The sequence below is a fragment of the Actinoplanes sp. NPDC049668 genome, assembly GCF_044465445.1.
GTDB lineage: Bacteria > Actinomycetota > Actinomycetes > Mycobacteriales > Micromonosporaceae > Actinoplanes.
In genome coordinates, this window is the sequence record NZ_JBITLR010000007.1 from 1 (window position 1) to 24,806 (window position 24,806).

18 protein-coding genes and 1 pseudogene are annotated in these 24,806 nt (G+C 73.8%); 10 read left to right on the plus strand and 9 right to left on the minus strand.

Features of this window, described 5'->3' with window-relative positions:
* The first annotated feature begins 156 nt into the window (after positions 1-156).
* Positions 157-498, plus strand: coding sequence for a VOC family protein (locus ACIBSW_RS28165; protein ID WP_354730756.1), 342 nt, complete (start codon positions 157-159; stop codon positions 496-498).
* Between the two features lie 30 nt (positions 499-528).
* Positions 529-1,002 (plus strand): nitroreductase/quinone reductase family protein, encoded by a 474-nt coding sequence (locus ACIBSW_RS28170; RefSeq protein ID WP_354730758.1) that lies wholly within the window; start codon positions 529-531, stop codon positions 1,000-1,002.
* Here ACIBSW_RS28170 and ACIBSW_RS28175 read toward each other — a convergent pair whose 3' ends face one another.
* A complete protein-coding gene (locus tag ACIBSW_RS28175; RefSeq protein ID WP_354730760.1) occupies positions 1,003-1,806 on the minus strand; it encodes an SDR family oxidoreductase in 804 nt (267 codons plus the stop codon).
* A 103-nt stretch (positions 1,807-1,909) separates the two neighbouring features.
* Here ACIBSW_RS28175 and ACIBSW_RS28180 point away from each other — a divergent pair, with 103 nt between their 5' ends.
* Positions 1,910-3,127, plus strand: coding sequence for a hypothetical protein (locus ACIBSW_RS28180; protein ID WP_354730762.1), 1,218 nt, complete (start codon positions 1,910-1,912; stop codon positions 3,125-3,127).
* A gap of 58 nt (positions 3,128-3,185) precedes the next feature.
* Here the strand turns inward: ACIBSW_RS28180 and ACIBSW_RS28185 are convergent, their stop codons facing one another.
* The 4 genes and pseudogenes from ACIBSW_RS28185 to ACIBSW_RS28200 all read right to left on the minus strand — a co-directional run.
* On the minus strand, positions 3,186-4,442 hold the full coding sequence (locus ACIBSW_RS28185) for a zinc-binding dehydrogenase (RefSeq protein WP_354730833.1): 1,257 nt from the start codon (positions 4,440-4,442) through the stop codon (positions 3,186-3,188).
* Between the two features lie 83 nt (positions 4,443-4,525).
* Positions 4,526-5,743 carry a hypothetical protein gene (locus ACIBSW_RS28190; RefSeq protein ID WP_404799485.1) on the minus strand — a complete coding sequence of 406 codons (1,218 nt, stop codon included), beginning with the start codon at positions 5,741-5,743 and terminating at the stop codon, positions 4,526-4,528.
* Between the two features lie 29 nt (positions 5,744-5,772).
* The gene (locus ACIBSW_RS28195; protein WP_354729907.1) at positions 5,773-6,906 is read right to left on the minus strand and encodes an SH3 domain-containing protein; all 1,134 of its coding nucleotides are present in this window, start codon (positions 6,904-6,906) and stop codon (positions 5,773-5,775) included.
* A gap of 286 nt (positions 6,907-7,192) precedes the next feature.
* A pseudogene (locus ACIBSW_RS28200) lies at positions 7,193-7,726 on the minus strand (M23 family metallopeptidase); the annotation flags it as partial.
* A 239-nt stretch (positions 7,727-7,965) separates the two neighbouring features.
* Here ACIBSW_RS28200 and ACIBSW_RS28205 point away from each other — a divergent pair.
* Positions 7,966-9,471: a serine/threonine-protein kinase gene (locus tag ACIBSW_RS28205; protein ID WP_354729909.1), complete on the plus strand. Its 1,506-nt coding sequence runs from the start codon at positions 7,966-7,968 to the stop codon at positions 9,469-9,471.
* Positions 9,472-9,474: 3 nt separating this feature from the next.
* On the opposite strand, the gene ACIBSW_RS28210 is transcribed toward ACIBSW_RS28205, so the two are convergent.
* On the minus strand, positions 9,475-10,206 hold the full coding sequence (locus ACIBSW_RS28210) for an FHA domain-containing protein (protein ID WP_354729911.1): 732 nt from the start codon (positions 10,204-10,206) through the stop codon (positions 9,475-9,477).
* Between the two features lie 154 nt (positions 10,207-10,360).
* Here ACIBSW_RS28210 and ACIBSW_RS28215 point away from each other — a divergent pair, with 154 nt between their 5' ends.
* Positions 10,361-12,418: a BTAD domain-containing putative transcriptional regulator gene (locus ACIBSW_RS28215; RefSeq protein ID WP_354729913.1), complete on the plus strand. Its 2,058-nt coding sequence runs from the start codon at positions 10,361-10,363 to the stop codon at positions 12,416-12,418.
* Here the strand turns inward: ACIBSW_RS28215 and ACIBSW_RS28220 are convergent.
* Positions 12,411-13,193 (minus strand): hypothetical protein, encoded by a 783-nt coding sequence (locus ACIBSW_RS28220; protein ID WP_354729915.1) that lies wholly within the window; start codon positions 13,191-13,193, stop codon positions 12,411-12,413. The two genes, ACIBSW_RS28215 and ACIBSW_RS28220, sit on opposite strands and share 8 nt — an antisense overlap.
* Positions 13,194-13,430: 237 nt before the next feature.
* On the opposite strand from ACIBSW_RS28220, the gene ACIBSW_RS28225 reads away from it, so the two are divergent.
* Genes ACIBSW_RS28225 through ACIBSW_RS28235 form a run of 3 tightly spaced genes read left to right on the plus strand, consistent with a single transcriptional unit; the run spans position 13,431 to position 16,772 of the window.
* The gene (locus tag ACIBSW_RS28225) at positions 13,431-14,030 is read left to right on the plus strand and encodes a DUF4956 domain-containing protein (protein ID WP_354729917.1); all 600 of its coding nucleotides are present in this window, start codon (positions 13,431-13,433) and stop codon (positions 14,028-14,030) included.
* Complete coding sequence (locus ACIBSW_RS28230) at positions 14,027-14,815, plus strand: polyphosphate polymerase domain-containing protein (RefSeq protein WP_354729919.1); 789 nt, start codon at positions 14,027-14,029, stop codon at positions 14,813-14,815. Before ACIBSW_RS28225 ends, ACIBSW_RS28230 begins: the two co-directional genes overlap by 4 nt.
* Positions 14,808-16,772 carry a CotH kinase family protein gene (locus ACIBSW_RS28235; RefSeq protein ID WP_354729921.1) on the plus strand — a complete coding sequence of 655 codons (1,965 nt, stop codon included), beginning with the start codon at positions 14,808-14,810 and terminating at the stop codon, positions 16,770-16,772. The genes ACIBSW_RS28230 and ACIBSW_RS28235 overlap by 8 nt, the downstream gene beginning before the upstream one ends.
* Here the strand turns inward: ACIBSW_RS28235 and ACIBSW_RS28240 are convergent.
* Both ACIBSW_RS28240 and ACIBSW_RS28245 read right to left on the minus strand, forming a co-directional pair.
* On the minus strand, positions 16,762-18,765 hold the full coding sequence (locus tag ACIBSW_RS28240) for an Hsp70 family protein (protein WP_404799486.1): 2,004 nt from the start codon (positions 18,763-18,765) through the stop codon (positions 16,762-16,764). The two genes, ACIBSW_RS28235 and ACIBSW_RS28240, sit on opposite strands and share 11 nt — an antisense overlap.
* A gap of 99 nt (positions 18,766-18,864) precedes the next feature.
* Complete coding sequence (locus tag ACIBSW_RS28245) at positions 18,865-20,334, minus strand: dynamin family protein (RefSeq protein ID WP_404799487.1); 1,470 nt, start codon at positions 20,332-20,334, stop codon at positions 18,865-18,867.
* A 288-nt stretch (positions 20,335-20,622) separates the two neighbouring features.
* Here ACIBSW_RS28245 and ACIBSW_RS28250 point away from each other — a divergent pair, with 288 nt between their 5' ends.
* On the plus strand, positions 20,623-22,953 hold the full coding sequence (locus ACIBSW_RS28250) for a LuxR C-terminal-related transcriptional regulator (protein ID WP_354730555.1): 2,331 nt from the start codon (positions 20,623-20,625) through the stop codon (positions 22,951-22,953).
* Positions 22,954-23,082: 129 nt separating this feature from the next.
* Positions 23,083-24,651 (plus strand): hypothetical protein, encoded by a 1,569-nt coding sequence (locus ACIBSW_RS28255; protein ID WP_354730553.1) that lies wholly within the window; start codon positions 23,083-23,085, stop codon positions 24,649-24,651.
* The last annotated feature ends 155 nt before the right edge of the window (positions 24,652-24,806 follow it).

Below are 24,806 nucleotides of genomic sequence, written 5' to 3' on the forward strand. Positions count from 1 at the left end.
CCTCCCTGGGGGGGGTCGACGGGGGGGGGGTCGCCGCTATAATCTGCCCCGCACCGCTCGGCCCGGGTGGGGGGGGGGCCCGGGGCCCGGGGGGGGGGGGGGGGGGCCGGGGGGGGGGGGGCCGGGGGGCCCCCCCGCCGCTCCTAGCATGGCCTCATGACCATAGATCTGTTCGCGGGCATCCCGGTGCGCGACTACGCCACCGCGGTCGCCTGGTACGAGCGGCTCCTCGGCGCCCCGCCGTCGTTCCTGCCCAACGACACCGAGGCGGTGTGGGAGCTGGCCGGCAACCGGTACGTGTTCATCGAGGTGCGGCCCGCGCACGCCGGGCACGCGATGCACACGCTCTTCGTCGGCGACTTCGAGGCCCGCCTCTCGGACATCGCCGGGCGGGGCCTGGAGCCGGAGCGGCTGGAGACCTACGACAACGGCGTACGCAAGGCGACGTTCCGCGATCCGGACGGCAACGAGATCGGATTCGGTGGCGGGCCGGTCTGAGCCCCCGCGGGTGATCGGGATACTGGTCTGATGTCGCACTACACCGAGCTCCTGCGGCGCCTCGGCAACCAGCGGTGGTTCGCCGCCCTCGGCCGCCTGGTGACCCCGCTGGACCGCCGCCTGTACCGGCTGACCAACGGGCGCTGGTCGGTGATCGGCCGGCACCAGCTGCCGTCGCTGCTGCTGACCACGACCGGCCGGAAGTCGGGCCTGCCCCGGACCCAGCCGCTGCTCTACGCCACCGACGGCGACGCGTACATCGTGATCGGCTCGAACTGGGGCCAGGCGCACCACCCCGCGTGGTCGGCGAACCTGCTCGCCCAGCCGGCCGCCCGGGTGACCCTCGCCGATCGCGAGTTCGGCGTGCACGCCACCCTGGCCGAGGGCGCCGAGCGGGAGCGGCTCTGGGAGCTGCTGCGGCGGATCTGGCCGGGCTACGCCGCGTACGCCCGGCGCGCCGAGGGCCGGCAGATCCGGATCTTCCGGCTCACGCCCGACGAATAGTCAGCGGCTCAGGTCGTGCCGGCGGTGCACGGCCTTCTCGGTCAGGGCCGCCGGCAGCACGCGGCGCAGGGCGAAGGCGAGTGGGGCGTTGCTGCCGACGGCGTACCGGGGCCGGGGCCGGGCGGCCTCGATGGCCTTGACGATCACCCCGGCGACGCGCTCCGGTGCCACGCCGGCGCGTTCGTTGCGGTCGAGGGCGGCCAGCATCGTCTCGAAGTCACGCCGGTGCGGGGAGTCCGGGCCGATGTACCGGGTGCGCCGCTCGCTGATGCCGGTGTTGATCGAGCCGGGCTCGACCGTGGTGAGCCAGACCCCGAACGGCGAGAGCTCGTGGCGCGCGCCGTTGCTGAAGCCCTTCAGGGCCGCCTTCGTCGCGACATAGGAGGAGCGGTAGGAGAGCGGGAACGACGCGAGCATCGAGCCGACCATGACCACCCGCCCGTAGCCGCGTTCCCGCATGCCGGGCAGGGCGAGCTGGCTCAGCCGGACCGGGCCGAGGACGTTGACCTGGAACAGCCGGCGCAGCGCGTCGCCGGGCAGCTCCTCGAACGGGCCGGACTGGCTCTCGCCCGCGTTGTTGACCAGGATGTCGACGCCCGCGAGCCGGTCGGCCAGGGCCTCGATCGACTCCTCGGAGGCCAGGTCGAGTGCGAGATACTCCACGCCGTCGGCGCGGCGCTCGGCGGGCAGGGACCGCGGGTCGCGGCTGGTGCCCAGGACGCGGTAGCCGCGCGCGGCGAGCGCGACGGCCGTCGCCAGGCCGATGCCGGACGAGGCCCCGGTGACGAGCGCGGTGCGATTCATCGGTGCACCATACCGGTGCGACCGGGTGGCGGTTACCCGCACTTTAGGGTGTACGTCCCATATTCAGAGACTCTGTTGACTTATTAAACTTAACGTCGTATTCATGCTCTTTGCTCCGATTATCCGCCGCGCCCTGCCGCGCCGGCGCCACCTGGGACTGTTACTCGCCGCCTCGCTCGCCGTGCTGGGCGCGCCCGTCGCGGCGGTCGCGGACGCCAAGGCCATTCAGATGGTGTCCGCCGCGCCCGTCGCCTCGGTCGGCTTCGACGGCCTGGTGTACACCAGCACCTACGTCGGCAACACGATGTACGTGGGCGGCAGCTTCCGCAACGCGCTCGTGGACGGCAAGCCGGTGCTGCGCAAGCGGCTTGCCGCGCTGGACGCCCGCACGGGCAAGCTGCTGCCGTGGGCGCCCGCCATCGACGGCACCGTGTTCGGGATGACCGCCGCGGGAACGCAGCTCTACGTCACCGGCAAGTTCAAGAACGTCGGCGGCCAGGCCCGCGCGGGCCTGGCCGGCATCGACCTGAAGACCGGCGCCGTCGGCCCGCTCAAGCACACCGTGGACGGCGAGGGCTCCACCCTGGCCGCCGGCGGCGGGCGGCTGTACCTGGGCGGCACGATCACCAAGGTCGACGGCAAGGCGGTGAAGAACCTGGCGGCGTTCCGGCTGCCCGGCGGCGCGGTCGACACCGCGTTCCCCGGCACCGCCGACGCCCAGGTCAGGGCCCTGACCGTGGCCGGCTCCCGGCTGTACGTCGGCGGCAAGTTCAAGAAGCTCAACGGCGCCGGCACGGCCCGGTTCGGCGCGCTGAAGACGGCCGACGGGACGGTGGACACCACGTTCCGCCCGGCGACTCCGTACGAGGTCTTCGGAATCACGCTCGTCGCGGGCAAGGTGTACGCGGGGCTCGGCGGCGTCGGCGGCCGGGTGGCCGCGTACAAGGCCGACGGCGGGTTCATCTGGAGCACCGTCACGGACGGCGACATCCAGGCGATCACCAACCTGGGCGGCGCCATCTACGCCGGCGGGCACTTCACCGAGGTCTGCCCGACGCCGTCGGCGAGCGCGACCACCTGGTGCCCGGGCAAGAAGCTGCGCAGCCAGCCGAAGGTGGCCGCGCTGGACGGGGCGACCGGCAAGCTGCTCGCCTGGAACCCGCGCAGCAACGGCAAGTGGGGCGTGCTCACGATGGACGCCAACCCGGCGCTCAGCAAGATCGCGCTGGGCGGCGAGTTCACCGCCTTCGGCGGCGTCAGCCGCCCGCACTTCGCCCAGTTCAGCGCCTGCGCGTACGGCTGCGGCGGCCGAGCCGAGTAGCCATCGTCCGTCGGTCATCGGGGCGGCGCCGGGGTACCGGCGCCGCCCCTCAGCATTCTCACGGCACCAGGGCGATGTCCGGGTTGGGGCGCAGGGCGACCTTGACGGCGCCCGCCCGCGGCCCGGCCGACGCGGTACGCAGCGCGGCACGCCAGTCGTCGAGGCCGAACGTGTGCGTCAGCACGTCGTCGACGGCGTAGGACGGATCGGTGAGCCACTCCACCACCTGCGACATGGTGGTCCGCCCGTCCAGCCGGGGCTCGGGGCCGGAGTTGACGGTGCCCTGGACGGTGAGCTGTCGGTTCCAGACCAACGACCAGTCGACAGACTGCCGGCCGGCGCCGCCGACCAGCACGAGCATGCCGGTCGGCCGGAGCAGGTGCAGCCCGAGGTCGAGCGAGGCGGGCAGGGCGACGCAGTCGAAGACGACGTCGACGCCCTGCTCGAGAATGGGCGTCCTGGTCAGCCGCGGCCGGATCACCCGGCCGCCCTGCAGCAGAGCGAGCGACTCGACGACCCGCGGCCCGGGCTCGAGTGCCCGGTCGGCGCCCGCCCGCACGCCCCGGTCCTGGCTGAACGCGCCCGGTCCGACGGCGGTGATGTCGAGGTCGGGGTGCAGCCGGCGCAGGGCGGCGATCAGCAGCAGGCCGATGGTTCCGGGCCCGGTCACCACCGCCCGGTCGCCGCGCCGCTCCCAGTGCAGCGCCGCGTGCAGGGCGATGGAGGCGGGCTCGGAGAGGACCGCGCGGTGGGACGGCAGCGCGCCCAGCCGGTGCAGCTGCGACTGGTGCGCGACGACGTACTGGCCCCAGCCGCCGCCCAGCGCCGCGTCGAATCCCAGCGTGGACGAGCGGCACCTCGACGCCCCGGGCAGGTCGAAGCGCTCGCAGACGTACGGAAAGCCCTCGCGGCAGGAGCGGCAGGGCGCGAAGCCGCGGTGCGCGCAGGAGAGCACCGGATCGATCGCCACCCGGTCACCCGGCGACACCGACGTGGTACCCGGGCCGATCCGGTCCACGACCGCGACGATCTCGTGTCCGAAGATCTGCCGGCGCGCGGCGTAGAAGGCGCTGAGGACGCGCGACGACCTGGCCTGGGCCACGGCGGTGTCGCTGCCGCAGATCCCGGATAGCTCGGGACGCAGCAGCACCCAGCCGGGCGCCTGCGGCAGGTCCGGCGTCGGCAGGTCGTCGCGCAGCGAGATCATGCCCGACAACCCCCATCCCGTACCCCTGCCGATGCCGCGGGGCAGGTGCTGGGCCGCCGCGGTGAGCAGGTACCGCGGAATGGACAGGTCGGTGAGAACCGCTCGCATCGTCACCCCTGACAGGGTTCCCGCTTCGGGCCGTCCCGCACCAGCCCCGGCCGGCGATCGCCGGCCGGGGCCGCCCCCGTCGGTCAGCAGGTGGGTATCACGGTGCCGTTGTTGTCCCTGGCCTCGTCGTTGCCCCACCGGCTGAGGTAGTAGGCGGAGACGAACTGCTCCGCCGGTCCGCTGTCCGGGTCGGTCTTGAGCCACCAGTGGTTGTAGCTGGTGCCGCTGCCGATCTGGCGTCCCCAGGTCTTGCAGAAGACGTAGTTGGTGCCCTGGTTCAGGGTGCCGGTCTGTGCGGTGCTGGTCGCCGAGGCGAAGACCGGTGCGTTGGCGAACGTGTCCACCCAGTACTTGGGCCGCGTCCCGCCGGCGCAGTCGGGGATGACGACGCCGCTGTTGTCCCTGGCCTCGTCGTTGCCCCAACGGCTCAGGTAGTAGGCGGAGACGTACTGGTTGGCCGGTCCGGTGTCGGGGTCGGTCTTGAGCCACCAGTGGTTGTAGCTGGTGCCGCTGCCGATCTGGCGTCCCCAGGTCTTGCAGAAGACGTAGTTGGTGCCCTGGTTCAGGGTGCCGGTCTGTGCGGTGCTGGTCGCCGAGGCGAAGACCGGTGCGTTGGCGAACGTGTCCACCCAGTACCGGCTGCCGCCCGAACCGCCGCCGCCGGACCAGAGCGCGTTGGCCAGCAGCTGGGCGTCGTGCACCTCGTAGCCGTACGCGTCCGGGAGGGCGGAGACCTGCACCGCCTGGCAGATCCTCCCGATGTCGCCGCTCATCCAGGCGTTGTTCGGATACTTGCGCAGCATCGCGTTGAGGAACGCGTTCGTCGCGTAGATCGGGTCGACGAGCTGGGCCGGGGTTCCCCAGCCCTGGGAGGGGCGCTGCTGGAACAGGCCGAGGCTGTCGTGGTCGACGGCCTCGGTGTAGTTGTGCAGGGACGACTCGGTGATCGCGGTCGTGATGGCGATGACCGCGGCGCGCTTGTCGAGGCCGCGGCCGGCCGCCGTCGCGGTGATGACCCGGGCGCAGGAGACGTGGTACGCGCTGAGCGACGCGCCCAGTCGCCGGCCGTTCATCCGGCCGCGGAGCTGGTTGGCGACCGTGGTGTCCGCGCTGGTGGCGCCGCCGGAGACGCACTGGGCGTACGCGATGGACGCGACCATCGACAGCGGTACCGGCGGCCCGGCCGGGCCGGGGCCCGGCGCCGCCGCGTGCGAGGGGGCGGCCGCGGTCAGCAGCACGGCGGCGACGGCGGCGCCGAACGCGACCACGCGCAGGGAACGGGAGAGGGGTTGCCAGGGCATGGGGGTACCTCCAAGAAATAGGGGGTTGTTCAGCAGTCCGGGACGTTCGGCAGCCGGTTGTCCGGGGAACTGACATAGATGTTGGTCAGGTAGCCGCCGAACTGCGGCAGGTAGGCCCACCACGGGTTGCGGTACGGGCTGACCACGACCTCCTCGCCCAGCTTCTGGCAGGAGACCAGGACATCGGTGCCGGCCGGTACGACGCCGAGCGGCGCGGCGCCGGTGTTCGGCGCGGACCGCACCCGCACGCCCGAGCCCCACGTGCCGAACGCCGTACCCGGTAGCCGCGCGCCGCCGGGCACGTTGAGCGACCGGGTGATGCCGGTCAGGGCGTTGTACGCCTTGGCGAACGGCGTGCCGTCCGGGTGCAGGGTCAGCACGACCACGATGTCGCGGTCGTCCGGTCCGACGGTGCCCGTGGTGTGCAGCGCCTCCCGTACCAGGTCGACGCCGGCCGCGGCGGCACGTGCCGCCGGCGCCGACCCGCCGGTGCAGGTCATGGGCGCGTCGCCGAAGCCGGACCAGCCCTGCTTGACCGCCCTCGGGCGGGCGAACACGCTGGGAATGCCGAAGTTCTGGTCGTACGAGTCGGCCGCGCACCGGGTGCTCTGCCGCAGGTCGTCCATGATGAGCTGCCGCACCGCGGGCGGGGCCGAGTCCAGCAGGTACCGGTAGACGCGCACCACGTCGCCCGCGGTGATGGCGGTGTATCCCCAGTACCCGCGCTGCGCGGCCGGCGGCGGCGCCGTGTCGCGCAGCCCGAGGCGCGGAACCATCCTGTTGATCACCTGCTCGTAGCCGTTCCTGGCCCAGTAGTACGAGGCGGCGTCGTCGTCGCTGCCGCGCAGCATCGCGTCGAGGCGGGTGCGGTCGGCGGCCGGAACGGCGTAGTCCGGCCCGCGCAGCCAGAGGTAGTCCAGCGCGATGAGCAGCTTGACGATGGACGCGGACCGGAACCGCAGATCGACGTTGAGCTGCTCGGTGAAGGCCGCCGCCTGCCGGTCGAAGACCGCGACGCCGGCCGTGACCCCGGCGGGCACGGCGATCGAGGCGGGTGCGGCGGCGGACTCCGCGCCGCGGGCCGGGCCGGCGGCGGCCGTGGTGACCAGCGTGCACGCGACGGCGAACAGTCCCGCCAGCCGCCTTCCGATTGAGGCACGCATCTCAGCAGTTGGGTATGACGACGCCGTTGTTGTCCTTGGCCTCGTCGTTGCCCCACCGGGTGAGGTAATAGGCGGAGACGTACTGGTCGGCCGGTCCGCTGTCGGGGTCGGTCCTGAGCCACCAGTGGTTGTAGGTGGCGCCGCTGCCGATCTGGCGTCCCCAGGTCTTGCAGAAGACGTAGTTGGTGCCCTGGTACAGGGTGCCGGTCTGCGTGGTGCCGGTCGCCGAGGCGAAGACCGGCGCGTTGGCGAAGGTGTCCACCCAGTACTTGAGCGGGACCGGGCCACCGCATCCGTTGGTGCTGGTGAGCGACCTGGAGCCGTAGGTGCCGGGGTACGGCGCCAGCGACGCGCCCTCGATCACGATGGGCTGGCCGACGCCGTTGTAGAGCTGCTCGTAATGGATGTGCGCGCCGGTGGAGTTCCCGGTGCTGCCGGTGGTGCCGATCTGCTGCCCCTGCCCGACGGACGCGCCGCTCGCGACGGAGTACGCGCTCAGGTGGAAGTAGTACGTGTGCCAGCCGCCGCCGTGATTGATGTCGATGTAGTTGCCGGCGCCGTCGGGCTGCGAGTGGCGGGTGGCCGTGCCGGCCGCCGAGGCCAGCACCGGAGTGCCCGCGGTCCCACCGCCGTCGTTGCGGATGAAGTCCAGCGCCTGTCGCACCTCCTGGCTGTGGTGCGAGTAGGTCCACCGCTGGCCGCACGGGAACGGCGCCTTGAAGTTGGGCGCGGCGGCCTGGGCGGGTGCGGCGACCGCGGCGCCGGCGAGGACCGCGCCGAGCGCGACCGCGACGCGGGCGAGTAGGTGTCTGCCTGGCATGGGAGTCCTCCGGGGGTGCTGAGATGGATGTCCGTCGATCGCGAAGCATCCTGGAGGCGACCCCTCCGGGGAACCTGCAAGGTTCCAGGGGGTCGTCGATGGAACCGAACTTCGCCGTAGCGCGAGACAGTGATGCCTGTGAATAATGTCTTGGCGTTGCCGGACTCACGGGGGAAGCCATGGAGCAGGGTGCCTGCACCGTGCGTGTGCCGACGGGTTACCGCGTCGGCGGTTGGCGTGTGGAGCAACCCTTGGCCAGCGGCAGCTGGAGCAGCGTCTACTCCGCCGCGCGGGTGGACGCCGATCCGGGCGCGGCGCGGCAGCAGGCCGCGCTCAAGTTCATCGCGACCGGCACGCTGACCTCGCGCCAGCTCAGCCACCTCGCGGACATGACCAGCCGGGAGGTCGCCGTCTCCCGCCACGTCGCCCATCCCGGCCTGATCCGGGTGCTGGACGTGATGGTCATCGACGATCCGGCCAACCCGGCGCTCGACGGCGGGACGGTCCTGGCGCTGGAGCTGGCGGCCGGGTCCGCGGCGACGGCGCTGGAGGAGGCGAAGGGCGCCGGGCTGGCGGACGCGCCACGGATCATCGCCGAGGTGTGCGCCGCGCTCGCGCACCTGCACCGGGCGGGCTGGGTGCACGGCGACCTGAAGCCGGGCAACATCCTGCTCATGCCGGACGGCTCGGTGCGGCTGGCCGACTTCGGGCTGGCGGCGCACGTCGACGGCACACACGCGTACCTGCCGCCCGGCGGCACGTCCGACTACATGCCGCCGGAGCGGTGGGCCGAGCCGGTGCGACGGCGCGGCACGCCCGTGCGCCAGACCGCCGACCTGTGGGCGCTCGGCGTCACGGCGTGCCAGCTGCTCACCGGCCGGCTGCCGTTCCCGGGCGTCACGTCGCGGGCGCGCGCCGCCGCGGCCGCCGCATACGCGTCCGGCCAGGCGGCGCTCAACCTGCCGGACGTGCTCACCGAGCCGTGGCGGCGCTTCATCATCGACTGCCTGGCGCCCGATCACGCCACCCGCAAGCGGCACGACGCCGCGCGGATACACCGGCGGGCGGGTGAGATCGTCGCGGCCGAGCGTGGGGTCCGGCGTGTGTCCGCCTTCCGCCGCGGCATCGCCGTCGCCGCGGGACTCCTCGCCGTAACCGGCGTCGCCGTCGCGGCGGCCTGGCAGCTCCCGCTGACCGGGAAGCCGGCCGGCGCCGCGGCCTCGGCCCCGCCGACCGGATACGAGCGCCATTTCCGAACGGACGCCGACATTCCGCCGGCCTACTACGCGCTCATCGTCCGGGCGGGAACGACGTGTCCGGAGAACCACGCCGTGACGCCGTGGCTGGTGGCGGCCATGCTCAAGGCCGAGAGCGACTTCGACCCCGATCTGTCCGACCCGGCGGCGGACGAGTACGGCATCGCGCGCTGGACCCCGGGCGTGCTCAAGTTCTACATGCCGGCCGGTCAGCGGGACAAGGTGCCCACCCCGCCGTTCCCGCCCGAGATGTCCATCCCGGCGGTGGGCAGGTACCTGTGCTCGATGACCTCCGCGCTGGAGGAGGTGCCGGGCAGCCCGGAGGAGAACCTGGCCGCCGCGTACCGGACGTCGACGGACGTGGTGCGGCTCGCCGGCGGGGTGCCGAAGGACCGGCCCAAGCTGACGCGCTACATCGAGCGCCTGCGCACGTTCCTGAGCCGCTACCGCCCCGCCGCGGCGGGCACGCCATTCCCCTCGGCCTCGTAGCCGTTAGCCGGTGAGCAGCGCGAGGTGCTCCTCGCGTACGAGATCGAACTGGAGCGCGAGCGAGACCAGCGCGCTGCGCTGCCAGTCGCACTTGGTGTTCTCGGCGTCGTCCGGCGTCTTCACCCGCAGCTTCTCGCGGGCGAGGTAGCCGATGTGGAAGTTGATCGCGGCCCGGGTCAGGCCGGCCGCGCCCGGCAGGCCGGCGAGCCGGTCCAGGATCTCCGGCGCGGTGGGTATGACCGGGCTGGAGGAGTTGCGCAGCCGCGGCTCGCAGAGCGCGAGCAGGATGAGGAAGTACTTAGCGGTCTCGTCCAGCGGAAACGAGGTGCGGGTGGCGTCGGCCGAGCCGTCGGGGGTCAGCGAGACGTCGGCGTAGGCGTGCTGGGGTGCGAAGACGTAGAAGGCGGCCGGGCGGTCGGAGCCGGGGAGCACGACCCGGGAGAACTCGAACGGGACCGGCATCTCCAGGCGGCGCGGCGCCACCTTGATGAACTCGCCGCCGCCCTCCGGGTTCTCGATGACATAGGTGCGGCGCGAGCTCAGGTTGCTCACCAGCCAGTGGTCCTCGACGGCGAGCACGCTGCCCGCCACCCGCGAGATCGCCGCGTCCGGCAGGACTATGTCCACCGGGGACTGCGGTGAGCCGCGGCCGAACGTCGCCGCCTGGCCCGGCGCCAGTTCCCGGACGCTGGGCGGGTCGTCACAGCTCTGCACGATGACCCCGGCCATCCGCACTTTTCGCCTCCCCTTCGAGCCGCCACCGGCAGAGTACGCGTCGACCGCACCTCCCGACGGCCCGAGCGGAACAGCGATCATCGTCACTGCTCGCGTTGGCGTCGGAGCGGTAAGATCATCGAGCTGGGGCGGGGTTACAGAGACGGTGGTGGGTGTGTCCGAGACGTGCCCGACGGCCGTGCTGCGCCATGCCGACGCGGGCGAATGGGAACAGGCCGCCGAGCACGCCGATCGCACCGCCGGCGGCACCGGCGCGCTGTCCGCCCGTACGGCGTGGCCGACGATCATGGTGCTCTACCTGCAGGGGCGGCTCGAGGCCGCAGAGAGTGTCCGCGAGCGGGTGGCGCACCCGCCGGACCCGGCCGACGACGTCGCCGACCGTGCGCTGCTCGCGGCCTGGGCGGCCAGCGTCGCCTGGGCCCGCGGCGAGGTGCCCGCCTGCCGCGCGGCGGCGGACCGCGCCCTGTCCCTTGCGCCACCCGGCAGCGACCCGCGGGCGCTGGCGGCCGTCCACACGGTCCTCGCGCTGCTGGCCGCGGCGGAGGGCGACCGCCGGGGCAACGACCGGCACTACGCGCTGGCGCTGGCCGCCGCCGTGGCCGCCGGTGACCGGACGCAGCAGCTGCGGATCCGGGCCAACCGCGCCTCGCAGCGGCTGGAGGAGGGCGACCTCGCCGGCGCGCTCGCCGAGCTCGACGAGGCGCTCGGCCTGACCCGCGGCGGCGCCGAGCCGCACCCGGCCATGGTCGGCCTGGCCCAGCACAACCGGGCCGACCTGCTGCTGCGCGGCGGCCGGCCGCGCGCGGCCCGGGACGGGTTCCGGGCCGCACGCACCACCCTGCAGCGCGCCGGCGCGGGCAGCGTCGCGTACCCCCTGACCGGCCTCGGCGAGAGCTACGAGCTCTGCGGCGACCTGCCGCAGGCGCGCGCGGCGTACGAGGAGGCCGTGCTCGTCGCCGAGGGCACCGGAATCACCCAGGCGCTGGTGCCGGCCCTGTGTGGACTGGCCCGGGTGCTGGCCGCGACGGGTGACGCCGGCGCGGTGCCGACGGCGGCCCGGGCGCTCGCCGCGTCGACGGGCCTGACCGAGCCGGCGGCGCGGGTCGCCATGGGATGGGCGGTGCTGGAATCGGACCCGGCGGCCGCCCGGGAGCACGCCGAGCGGGCGATCGGCCTGGCCCGGACCGGCCGGAATCCCGCGGCCCTGGCCGACGGCCTCGAACTCGCGGCGATGACCCACCCGGGCGCCGCGGCGGACCCGCTGCTGGCCGACGCGGCCCGGGTCGGGACGGACATCGGCGATCCGGTCGCGGTGGCCCGGGTCGCGCTGACGCGGGCGCGCCGCGGCGCGGGCCGGTCACCGGCGGCGGCGCGCATCATCGCCGAGCGCACGCTGCTCGCGCTCGGCGTCGAATCGGCCACCGGCACCCGCTCGCTGGCGCCGTCGCTGTGGCCGCAGCAGAGCCCGGTGACCGTGCGGATGCTGGGCTCGTTCGCGGTCCTGCACGGCGGCGAGTCGGTGACCGCGGCGACCTGGCAGAGCCGCAAGGCGCGCGACCTGCTCAAGCTCCTGGTCGCCCGGCGCGGCCGCCCGATCAGCCGGGAGGCCATCGGCGAGGCGCTGTGGCCGGGCGAGAACGCGGTCGCCAACCGCCTGTCGATCACCCTGTCGATCCTGCGCACGGTCCTGGATCCCACCCGTTCCGTCCCGCCGGACCACTACGTCGTCACCGGCCCGGCCGGCGTCGCGTACGACCCGCACACGCTCACCGTGGACGTCGACGTCTTCCTGCAGCTCGCCGCCGCCGGGACCGCCGCGCTGGCCGCCGGGCGCACCGACGAGGCCCGGGCGCTGCTCGAGGCGGCGGACGCCGCGTACGCCGGCGCCGTGCTGGACGACGAGCCGGACCTGGAGGCGGTGCGGGCGCTGCGCGACGAGGCGCGCACCGGTTACCTGGCCGCGATGCGGGCGCTGGGCGCCGCCTGCGCGGAGGCGGGCGACACCGACGCGGCCGTGCAGGCCTGGCGGCGGCTGCTCGATCAGGACCCGTACGACGAGGACGGCGCCCTGCGGATGGTCGACGTGCTGACCGGCAGCGGCCGGCACGGCGAGGCCGCCCGGCGCTATCGCATCTACACGACGCGAATGCGGGAGCTGGGCGTCCCGCCGGCACCGATGCGACGACGCGCCGGACGCCGGCCGGTCAGCTAGCCGGTGGCGGCTGCTCCGGGCGCGGCTGGGGTGCCGCGTGCCAGTACGGGTATCCGTGTGCCGGCGGGTACGGGCAGACGAGCGGCGCAGGGTATCGGTACGGCTGGGGCGCCGGCCGCTGCGGGGAGAAGAACCGGTTCGCGGTGCCGGTCAGCAGCAGGACGCCGATCGCGATCCCGAGCAGGAGCGCCACCGTTGCGGTGGTCGCCGAAAGTACGTCGTACGCGACCGACCAGCCCTCGGTGTCGAGCTGCTCCAGCTTGTCGTAGAAGGGCGACTCCTCCCACCCGGTTTCGTCGGCGAAGCCCTCCTCGTCGGCGAAGCCCTCCTCGTCGGGGAACACCTCGCCCGGCGCCGCCGACACGAGCCCGACGAAAAGCAGCCCGACCAGGCCGCCGAAGACGCACGTCAGCGCGCCCAGCAGCACCGGGCCGCCCAGCCCGACCAGGGTGAGGATCCGCGCGACGCCGCTGCCCCGCCGCAGCCAGATCGCCGCGATGCCGAGCCACACCGCTATCACCAGCGCCGGCACCGCGGCGAACAGCGCACCGGACAGATTCGCCGCGCGCTCGAAGCCCGCTTCCAGGGTGTCCGGCCCGGCGGCCCGGACGGCCCGGTCGATCAACCCGTCGTAGTGCACGGCATCGGCGACCGCCACGCCGACGAGCAGCAGCAGCGTCCCGACGAGGGCGAGCTGGAGCGCGAACGCCACGGTCACCGCCGCGGGCCGCGTGGCGGTGGCGGGGACGACCGGAGGGGCGGCTGGCTGAGTCACAGCGGCACGCTACGGCCCTGGTAGCGGCTCCGGCAGGGCCGGTCGGCCAAATCTGGATCATGATTCGCGTCACTCTGAAAGTTTCGGTACCAACCATTGGTTTGGTAAGTCCATTCTCGCCTCTGAAGGCGTGGGAACGCATTGACATGTGTCGAATGGTCGCCTTAATCTGCGAATCAGATACCGGTTGTTCACCGAAAGTTCCGGCCAGGTTCAGTCGCTCGAAGGGACGGAAGTATGTCCGAATTCGCGTTGCTCGGGGCCGAGGTGGTCGCCGTCACCGTGCTCGTGTTCGGGCTGTACTTCCCGCGGCACCGGCGCCGGGACCTGGTGGTGGCCTACTTCAGCGTCAACATCGGGGTGCTGGCCGTCGCCGACGCGCTGCGCACCAGCAACACCGGCACCGGCCTCGGCCTGGGGCTGGCGCTGTTCGGCGTGCTGTCCATCATCCGGCTGCGCTCCACCGAGCTGGACCAGCACGAGGTGGCCTACTTCTTCTCCGCGCTCGCCCTCGGCCTGCTCGGCGCGCTCGACACCGCGTCGATCTGGCGCAACCTCGCCCTGATGGGCCTGATCCTCGTGGTCATGGCGATCGTCGACAACCAGCGGCTGCTCGCCCGGTACCGGCAGCAGATCATCGTGCTCGACTCCGCCGTCGCCCACCAGGACGAGCTGGTCCGCCGCCTCGAGGAGCTGCTCGGCGCGCACGTGCACTCCGCCCGGCTGCTGCGCATCGACCTGATCAACGACTCGACCGTGGTCGACGTCCGGTACGCCGGACCGTCGCGCCGGCCGGTCGCGCCGGTCAGCCCGGCCGCGTACGCGGCGCACCGATGAGCGCCGGCCCGGTCTTCCCGGACCTGGCCACGCTGCCCCGCATCGGCCTGGCCGAGCTGGAGGCGAGGGCGGCCCTGCAGAGCCGGGTCGACCGCAAGTACATCGTGCCGGTCGCGGAGGCGGGCTGGCTGCTGCGGCGGCTGGCGCCGCACGCCGCGGCGCTCGACATCGACGGGATCCGGCACTTCACCTACGAATCGCTCTACTTCGACACCCCCGACCTGAGCAGCTACCTGCGGACCGCGTACCGGCACCGCCGGCGCTTCAAGATCCGGACCCGGACGTACGTCGACTCCGGCTCCTGCTGGCTGGAGGTGAAGGTGCCGGGCCCGCGCGGCAGCACGGTCAAGTACCGGGCGCCGCACGAACTCGGGCAGCGCGACGCCGTCGACGGCGGGCGCGCCTTCGTCGACGAGGTCTTCGGGCGCCACGGCCTGGCCGCCGGCGGCCGGGCCGAGCTCGCGCCCGTGCTGCGCACCGCCTACCTGCGCTTCACGCTGCTGCTGCCGGACACCGACAGCCGGGTCACCGTCGACACCGACCTGCGGTGGATCGCCGGCGGCCGGGAACTGCGGCTGCCCTCCACGGCGATCGTGGAGACCAAGACCGGCGCCGCCGCATCGACCGCCGATCGCCGGCTGTGGCGCCGGGGCCACCGGCCCGTCGCCATCTCCAAGTACGCCACCGGGCTGGCCGCCTTCCGCGCGGACCTGCCGGCGGCGCCCTGGCGCCGGGTGCTCCGGCGGCACTTCACCGCTGTGAGAGAGGAACTGCATCATGGGTAGGCGCATCAGGATCGTCCTCGCCGCGCTCGTCGCCCTCTGCGTCGTCGCCACGCTTCTGCGTACGGTGCCGGCCGCGGCGGCCGCCGACGACATCACGTTCTCCGTGCCCAGCGGAACGTTCCAGGGCTCCGTCTCGGTGGCGATGAGCACCGCGATCGCCGGCGCCGAGCTCCGGTACACCACGGACGGGCGGCCGCCGGCACCCACCTCGACGCTCTACCCCGGCCGGGCCCTGAACCTGACCGCGACCACCCAGCTGCGCGCGCAGGCCTACGTGAACGGGGTGGCGACCGGCGCCGGCGGCACCGGGCTGTACGTCGCCCGCTCGTTCGACGCACAGCACAACCTGCCGCTGCTGCTCATCGACGACTACGGCCGGGGCAAGCCGGGGCGCGACTTCGTCGACGCCGCCGCCATGGTCTTCGACGCCGCCGCCGGCAGCACCTCGCTCTCGGCGACCCCGGCCGTCGCCACCCGGGCCGGCATCCATCTGCGCGGCCAGTCGTCGGCCACGTTCGACAAGGCGCCGTACCGGCTGGAGCTGCGCGACAGCACCGACGACGACGCCGACCTTCCCGTGCTGGGCATGCCGGCCGACTCGGACTGGGTGCTGCGCGGGCCGTTCAGCGACAAGTCGCTGATCCGCGAGGCGCTGGTCTACGACCTCGGCCGGGAGATGGGCATGGTCGCGCCGCGTTACCGCTTCGTCGAGCTCTACCTCAACGTCGACTCCGCGCCGGTGGCCGCCGCCGACTACCAGGGCGTCTACATGCTCGTCGAGACGATCAAGAACAGCAAGGAGCGGCTCGACCTCAAGCAGCTCAAGGAGGCCGACACCACCCTTCCCAAGATCACCGGCGGCTACATCTTCAAGTTCGAGTGGCTTGCGGCGGAAGAACCGACCCTCACCTGTACGGGCGCGGCGTCGACCTGTTGGAACTACCTGGAGGTCGAGGACCCGTCGCCGCTGAACGTCCAGCAGAAGTCCTGGCTGACGCAGTACCTGCAACAGTTCCACGACCTGTTGCACAGCTCCCGTTTCGCCGACCCGCAGACCGGCTACCGGAGCTGGATCGACACCGGCTCCTGGGTCGACCTGATCATCCTCAACGAGTTCAGCCGCGAGATGGACTCGTACCTGCGCAGCACCTACTTCTACAAGGACCGGGAGGGCCCGATCGTCGCCGGTCCGCTGTGGGACTACGACCTGACGTTCGGCACCGGCGGCTTCTTCGGCAACGAGCAGACGGCCGGCTGGCAGCACCAGCAGACCCGGACGCCCCAGGCCAACGACTGGTTCCAGATCCTGCTGACCGATCCCGCGCTCCAGCAGGACCTCAGGACCCGCTGGCAGGCGCTGCGCCGGGGCCTGCTCTCCGACTCGGCGCTCGGCGCCCGCATCGACGCGCTGAGCGCGCCGCTGACCGCCGCGGCCCAGCGCAACTTCCAGCGGTGGCCGAACCTGACCACCCGGATGATCGGGCCGTTCGTCACCGACACCGCCGCGACCTGGGCCGGCCAGGTCCAGGTGATGCGCACCTGGATGACCCGGCGCGCGGCCTGGCTCGACGGCGCGTCGGCCTGGGGCGGTACCACCACCACGCCGCCGACGACGCCGCCGACCACGCCGCCGCCCACCACGCCGCCGCCGGCGACCGGCGGCTGCACCGCGACCTACACCCAGGTGGGCCAGTGGGCGGGCGGCTTCCAGGGCGAGGTGCGGGTGACCGCCGGCGCGACGCGCGTCAACGGCTGGACCGCCACCCTGACGTTCGCCAACGGCCAGCGCGTCAGCCAGGGCTGGAACGCGGTGCTGTCCACCAGCGGCGCGACGGTGACGGCCCGCAACGAGAGCTACAACGGCACCCTCGCACCGGCGGCGAGTACCACCTTCGGCTTCCTCGGCTCGTGGACCGCAACGAACACGCCGCCGACGCTGACCTGCACTACCACTTGATCGGTACGCAGTTACCCGTCTTGTAGGTGCCGTCGGCGTCGGGCACGAGGCCGTGCTGGGAGTTCGCGACCCGGGCGCACACCTTCGGCGCGTTGCCGATGGCCTTGAGGAAGGCCGGCTCGTCCGTGCCGATCACCGAGGGCTGCTCGTCGTCGACGTACCAGGTGCCCTGCTCGTCCTCGGGCGCCTGCTCGCCCATGATCCGGTCCGGCGGGTTGGTGCCGTCGCCGCCCCAGATGTGCAGGTGCCATCCGCCGGAGCTGGACGGCCGGGCGCCGTCGAACTCCGCGTCGTACTCGACGGTGAGCTTGCCGTCGGCGACCGTCGCCGAGGTAAGGCAGACCCAGCGGGAGTTGCTCTTGATCTCGTCGGTGCACTGCTCGTCGGCCGGGACCTCGGGGGTGTCGTTGCCCGTCGCGGTGTCGTTGCCCGTCGCGGCGCGGTTGTTCTTGTCGTCGCCCTTGTCGTCGGCCCGGGTCAGCGCCCAGCCCGCGACGCCGGCGGCGAGCAGCACGACCATCGCGGCGCCGGTCGCGATCAGGGCGCCCCGGCGCCGCCGGGCCGGCCGCTCGGGCGCCGGTGCCATCGGCGCGGCCGGGCTCACCGCGGCCGCGGCCGATACGAACGTCCTGGCCCGCGGGGGTGTGCCGGACCGGCGAGGTGCGGCCGACGGCAGGCCGGGGCCGTCGACCACGGTCGCGGCCACGGCCGGCGGAGGCGCCGGGTGGACGCGCGGCGCCGGGACCGGCGCCGGGGCCGCGGGCTCCGCGCGGTAGATGCCCGGTACGGCCGCGGGCCTGGCGGCCGGTGTCCCGGACGCCGCGGGCTGCGCGGGCGGGACCGTCCGCCGGGGCGGCCGGGTGGCCGGGGTCGCGGGTGCCGCCTGCTGGCGGGGCGGTGCCGACACCGGCGCGGCGCCCGCGGGCTTGGCCAGCGCGGCGCCGGCCAGCCAGGCCGCGCCGAGCGCGACCGAGTGCTTGGGGTGCGCGTCGACGACCACCGGGCGGCCCAGCTCCGAGCCGACCAGCTGGGCGACGATCGGCATCCGGGACGAGCCGCCGACCAGCAGCACCGAGCGCACCTGCTCCGGCGTGCAGTCGGCCGACCGCAGGGCGCGCTGCAGCGCCTCGACGGACCCGTGCAGCGCCGGCCGGACCATCGCCTCGAACTCGGCCCGGGTGAGCCGGACCTCCGTGGACACCTCCGGCAGCAGCACCGGGATGGTCGTGTCGGTGTCCGAGGAGAGCGCCTCCTTGGCCTGCACGCACTCGTCCCGCAGCCGGGCAACGGCGTTGATCGCCGCGGTGTCGTCCTCGTCGAGCGCCTCCAGCTTGCCGTCGAGGGCCGCGCGGACGTGGTTGAAGACGGCGGCGTCGAAGTCGGTGCCGCCCAGCCGCTCGATGCCCTCCGGCTGCCCCATGACCTCGAACCCGGTCGCGGTCTTGCGCAGCACCGCGGCGTCGAAGGTGCCGCCGCCCAGGTCGTAGACGGCCACGACGGAGCCCTGCTCCACGCGCTGCTGCTGGGTGTAGTTGACCGCCGCCGCCTCGGGCTCGGTGGTGTAGGTCACCGGCAGGTCGAGGTCGGCCATCCGGGCGGCCTGGCGCATGAGATCCATCTTGTACGGACCCCAGTTCGCGGGGTGCGTGATGCAGATCGCGGCGGGCGCGCCGCCCTCACGGCGGGTCACCTCGTCGACCACCCAGCGGAGCAGCCGCGACATCAGCGCCTCGGCGGACTGCGGCACGCCGCCGAGCAGGAACGGGGTGGTGTCGCCCAGCCGCCGCTTGAACTCGCGGGCCACCCGCTGCGGCTCGGAGAATCCCCGGCGGTGCGCCGCGTCCCCGGTGAGGAACGTCTCGTCCTGGCGCAGCAGCACCACCGACGGGATCGCCGCGCTGCGGTCGCCGAGCGAGACGGTCTCCGCCCGGCCGTCGCGCCAGATCGCCGCCGCCGTGAACGTGGTTCCGAGGTCAATTCCAAGCGCGTACATGGATGGATGCTCCGATTATGATCATCGATACGAGGCTCAGGAGGTCGTCGCGCAGACGGTGGCGGGACCGTCGCAGATGACACGGTACTGACACCGCGCTCATCGAAGCCGCCGCCGCTCTGTGATCATGCCCTCGCAGGATCGGACGGCCACCCGGGCGGCGACCGCCATCTCCGCGGAGGTCATGGGGTTCTCGGCCCGGCGCTGCCAGCGGGCGAGCGCCGCGTCCGCCGCCGCGTCGACCTCGGCGCCGGAGGCGTCCGCCGGCAGCCGCAGCCGCTGGTGCACGCCGGCGCCGGCGCCGCCGATGAGCTGTTCCAGCTCGGCGACCACATCGGGCTTTCCGGTCACCCACCCGGAGCGCAGGCCGGAGAGCACCCGCAGCTCGTTGAACGGGTGCGCCGAGGCGATGATCTCCTCCACCGCGCCGGCGATCTTCTCGCTGCCCGGCCGGGGGCTGACGCGGGTGACCTCGGCCAGGGCGAGCAGCGCGGACCGGGACTTGAGCACGTCCCGGCGCTCGAAGAACAGCGAGCCGAGCACCTCCCGGAGCTGCCCGAGGCCGCTGCGCTCGGTCAGCTCCCGGGCCAGCTCCGTCGCGGTGCCGCAGGTGCCGTGCCGCAGCAGGGCCGCGGACAGCCGCAGCCCGAACAGGCCGAAGCGGCCCAGCAGCTCCTCCCGCTCGATCGAGGTCATGCCCAGCTCCGGCATGCTCTGCACGAACCGGTCGGCGGAGAGCAGCAGCTGCTCGGCCGCTGCGACGGGCAGCTCCGAGATCCGGCGCAACCGGGCGAATTCCACCTCGGTGAGCGTCGTCGCGGTCTCGGCGAGCAGACCCGCGACGGGCACGACGGACTGCACCAGCCGCCGTACGCTCCCGGTGGTGCTCAGCTTGCCGGCGATGCGGCGCGCCGAGGCCATCGCGTCGAGCCGGCCGACCGCGATCTCGTCGGCCCGGGACAGGACGCCGATGGCGTTGACCGGGTTGGGCCGGGACACCTCGACGTCGTGGAAGGCCCGCAGGAACTCGACGTCGTTGTTGTGCAGGTGCCGCATCAGGTAGATGACGGCGTCGGCGGGCGTCTCCTCGTCATCGGGCACGAGCAGGTCCCAGGAGCGCAGCGAGGTCTTTTCGGACAGTGACCCGATACCCGGGGTGTCGATCAGCGTCACGGTCCGCAACGCCTGCGACGGCCAGCTGACCTGCAGCTGCGCCACTTCGTCCACCTTGAGGTCGCCCAGGTCCACCTCGATGGCGCCGTCCTCGCGGCTGAACCGGAGCTGGCGCGGCGGACCCTGATAGGGCTGGGCCGTCACCTGGTAGGTGTGCCCGTCCTGGTACCAGGTGACGATGCGGGTGCACTCGCCCGCGTCGGTCGGCGCCAGCCGCTCGCCGACCAGGGCGTTGAGCAGGGTCGACTTGCCGGCCTTGATCCGGCCGGCGACGGCGACCCGGAGCGGCTCGTCGAGCCGGTGGCGCACGGCGGCGAGCCGCCGCTCGTACGGCGTGCCGCGGTACACCTCGACGGCCTCGCCGAGCACCGCCCGCGTACGGTCGATCAGGCTCATGCCGTTCCTCCGCTGGCGCTGTGTCGCTTCCCGCGCACCGACCGTTGTTCCTCCTGGCAGACGCACTGAGCATGCCACCCGGGAACAAGCCTCGCGGAGCGCGGGCACCCGGAGCAAGGCACCGGGCGGTCTGCTATCGCTCGGCCGAACGGTCTGTGTCCCTTTCGGCTTTCCGACAGCTTCCTGCCGCGAGCCCGGCGGACGGTAGACGCTCGTCTCAGTGGCGCGACCTCGGCCGCCACCAGCCGTAAGCTGCCAGATCGGTGCCGGCGAGAGGGGAAGTCACGGGTGACTGTCGTGGTTGGGGTCGACGGCTCCGGGCGGACCCGCAGGCTCGGCGAGATCGCCGTGGCCGCCTGCCGCCCGGTCGTCACCGTGATCTTCACGACGGTCGGGGACCTGGAGGCGCTGCTGGCCCGCGCCCGCGGGGACGACGCGTTGATCGTCGTCGACGACGCACACCGCCTGCCGCCGGACGCGCTGCGGGTGCTGGCCGCCGCCGCCCGTTCCGGCACGCCGATGGCGATCGCCCGCCGCCCCACGATCGACAACCCGGATCTGGCCGAACTGGACGAAGCGGTCGCCGCTACCGGAAAGGTCGAACACCTCGGCCCGCTCGACCCCGGCGCGCTCTCCGCGCTGGTCGCCGCCGCGATCGGCCGGCCGGCGACGCCGGAGCACCTGGCCGCCGTGCAGGCCGCCTCGGCCGGCCTGGCCGCCGTGGCCGAGGCGGTGGCCGCCGCACCGGACGACACGCCGCCCGCGCTGGTCGCCCGGCTGCAACGCCGGCTCGCCGGGCCCGGCCGCGACACGGCGGAGCTGGCCATGATCCTGGCGCTCGGGCTGGACCTCGACGACGACGTGGTCTGCGCGGCGGCCCGGCTGGAGCCGGCGCGGGCGGCGACCGCGACCCGCGCGCTGCGTGACCAGGGCCTGCTGACGCCCGACGGGGAACGGATGATCCCGGCGGTCGCCCGCGCGGTGCTCGCCGACCTGTCGCCGCCGGAGCGCCGCCGGCTGCACGACGCGGTGGCGACGGCCCTGCTGTCCGCCGGCGCCGACCCGGTCCGCGCCGCGGAGCAGCTGCGCGCGGCCCGCGCGCGCACCACCGCGGCGGCCGACGTCTACCGGCGCGCCGCCGACCGGCTCCGCTTCGCCGCGCCCGAGCGGGCGGTGTCCTGGTACGACGAGGCGCTCAACGCCGGCGCCGAGCCCGCGACCGTCGCCGCCGGCCGGGCAGAGGCGGCCACCCTGCTCGGCCTGCCCGTCGACCTGGACGTGGCGACGGCGTCGGAGTCCGACGCGGCCCGGCTCGCGGTGGTCGCCGGCGCCGCCGCGGCACACGACGGCCGGTCCGGCCGGGCGGCCGAGGCGCTGCTGGCGACGGGCCCACCCGGCCCGGTCCTGGCCGTCGCGGCGCTGATGGCCACGGGCCGGCCGGAGGCGGCGCGCGCCGCGGCGGCCGGCCAGGCCCCGCTGCCGTTGCGGCGCCTCGCCGAGGCGGCGCTGGCGATCGGCAGCCCCGCGGCCGCCCTGCCGCTGCTGATCGAGGCGGCCGAGGCCTACGAACAGGCCCCGCCGGCGGTCACGCTGCCCGACCTGCCGCACGCGCTCGGCGCGCTGGTCGCGGTGACCGCCGGCGACACGCCGACCGCCGAGCATCTGCTGGAGCGCGCGCTGCGTGCCGGTGCCGGCGGCCCCGTCGCCCAGAACCGGCACCGGCTGCTGCTGGCCTGGGCGCGGCTGCGGGCCGGCCGGTACGACACCGCGCTCGCCGAGCTCCAGCGCCTGACCGGCGCGCCGCTGCCGGGCCGCGACCGCCTGGCGTTCGCCTGCCTCAGCGCCGGCATCGCGCGCCGCCGCGGCGACATCGCCCAGCTTCGCGCGGCGTGGGAGCTGGCCGAGCCGGTGCTCGCCCGGCGCGCGGTCGACCTGTTCCAGCTGGAGATGGTCGAGGAGCTGCTGGTGGCCGCCGCCCGGCTGCGCCGGCACCAGCGGATCACGCCGATCCTCGACGACCTGGGCGCGGTCGTCGACCGGCTCGGCGGCCCGGCCGCCTGGGCGGTGTCGCTCGGCTGGATCCGGCTGCAGATCGCCGTCGTCGGCGAGGATCAGCCGGCCGCGGCCGAGGCCGCGGACCGGCTCGGCGGCCTCGAGCCCGCCGGCGCCCGGCAGCAGGCGCAGTGCGGCGCCGCGCTCCGGTGGGCCGCCGCGCTCGCCGGCGAGGTGAGCCCGGACGACGTGCTGGCCGACGCCGCCGGCCTCGTCGCTGTCGATCTGCCCTGGGAGTCGTCCCGGCTGCTCGGGCAGGCCGCGATCCGCACCGGCGATCCGGCGGCCGCGCGCCGGCTGCTGGAGCGGGCGCGGGAGCTGTCCCGCGCCGAGCCGGTGGCGGACGAGGCGCCGCCGGACGCGGGCCGGGGCGGCCTGTCGGACCGGGAGGTGGAGGTGGCCCGGCTGGTGCTGGCGGGCCGCACCCACCGCGAGATCGGATCGCAGCTCTACCTGTCGCCGAAGACGGTGGAGCACCACGTGGCCCGGATCCGGGCCAAGCTCGGCGCCGGCAACCGGGCCGAGATGATCGCCGCGCTGCGCAGCCACCTCCCGGCGGAGCCCTGACCCCGCCGGGGCGAACCCCCTAACCCCCAGTGCCCGGAAGGGGGATAGCCCCGATGCCGGGCAGGGGCCACAACCGGCACGCTTGCACTTGTCCGACCACCGGGGCGGGCCAGAAACAGGAGAGAAGTCATGGCCGCAATCGAAGTTACCCCGCTCATCATCGACAACATCAAGGCGCTGTTCAACAAGGTGTTCAGCAGCGACGCGGAGACCGCGAAGTTCCTCGCCGACCCGGCCGGTGCCTTCGCCGCCAACGACATCGACGCCGAGACGCTCGGCGCGGTCGACATCAACCAGATCGTCTCGGATGCCGCATACGGCAGCCACGACGGACCGGCGAGCGGCTACAGCGGCGGCGGTTCCTACGGCGGAGGTTCGTACAGCGGCGGCGGTGGTGGCGGCGGTGGCTTCCACGGCGGTGGCGGCGGCGGTGGCGGCGCGGCGGCCTCGGCGCCGGCCGCGCAGACGGTGCAGCAGGTCAGCCAGGTGACGCAGACCTTCACCACCCAGAACTTCGTCGACAACTCCCGCGACTTCATCGACAACTCGACCGACAACTCCACCGACATCGACAACTCCACCGACGTCGACGTCGACGGCACCGTCCTCGGTGACATCGACATCGACTCGGAGAACGTCAACCAGACGGGCGACGGCAACGTCGCCGGCACCGGCACCGGCGATGTCAACGCGGCCACCGGCGACGGCGCCGTGGCGCAGCAGGGCGACGGGGACCAGGTCGCCGCGACCGGCGGCTCGGTGGCGGCGGGGGACGACGCGATCGCCGCGACCGGCGACGACTCGTCGGTTGAGGTCGTCGAGGGCGACAAGGTCACCGCGGGCGACGGCGCCGTGGTCGGCACCGGCGAGGGCGACGTGCTCGGGGCGACCGGGGACGGCGGGTTCGTGGGTCAGTCGGAGTTCGGCGACGTGGTCGGCAACACCGGCGACAACGCGGTGACCGCGGGTCGCGACATCACCGGGGCCACCAACACCGGCGTCAACTCCGGCGTGCAGGCCGGCGGCGACGCCGAGAAGGTGCTGCTGGGCGACAACTTCGGCATCGTCGGCGACGACGTGGACAAGGCGGTCGTCGGCGACGACAACCAGGCCGCCCAGTTCGACATCGACACCAGGGGCGGCGCGGGCGGCAACGCCAGCGGCACCGGCGGCTCCGGCGGCATCGGCGGCGACGCGCAGGCCGGCGGCGGAAGCGGCGGCGACGGTGCGGTCGGTGCCGGGGTCGGTGCCGGGGTCGGCGTCGGGCTCCGCGGCAGCGGCTCGGGCTTCGGCCAGGGTGCTGGCGGCGACGGCGGCGCGGGCGGCGCGGGCGGCACCGCGGTCGGCGGCAACGCCTCCGGCGGCGCCGGGGTCGGCGGCAACGCGAGCGGCGGCAGCGGCGGCGAGGTCGGCCCGATCAACATCAACTTCGGCGGGGGCAGCCAGCAGGCCGTCACCGACTCCGAGGTCGAGGACTCGTCGCTGGCCTCCGGCGGCGACGCGAAGACGACGCAGGACTCGTTCAACGACCAGTCGACCAACGACTCGTTCAACGACAAGTCGACGAACGACTCCTTCAACGACCAGTCGACGGACGACTCGTTCAACACCGAGGACTCGTTCAACAACAAGGACTCGTTCAACAGCGACGACTCGTTCAACGACAACGACGACTCGGACCCGAGCCTCGGCTCCTGACCATCGGGCCCCGGGCGGATCGGAACCACGGGCGTGGGGGGGGGGGGGCCGCGCCCCCCCCCCCCCCCCCCCCCCCCCCCCCCCCGCCCCGCCCCCCCCCCCCCCCCCCACCAACAACAAGATACAGCACACCCCCACCCACCACCCCCACCCCC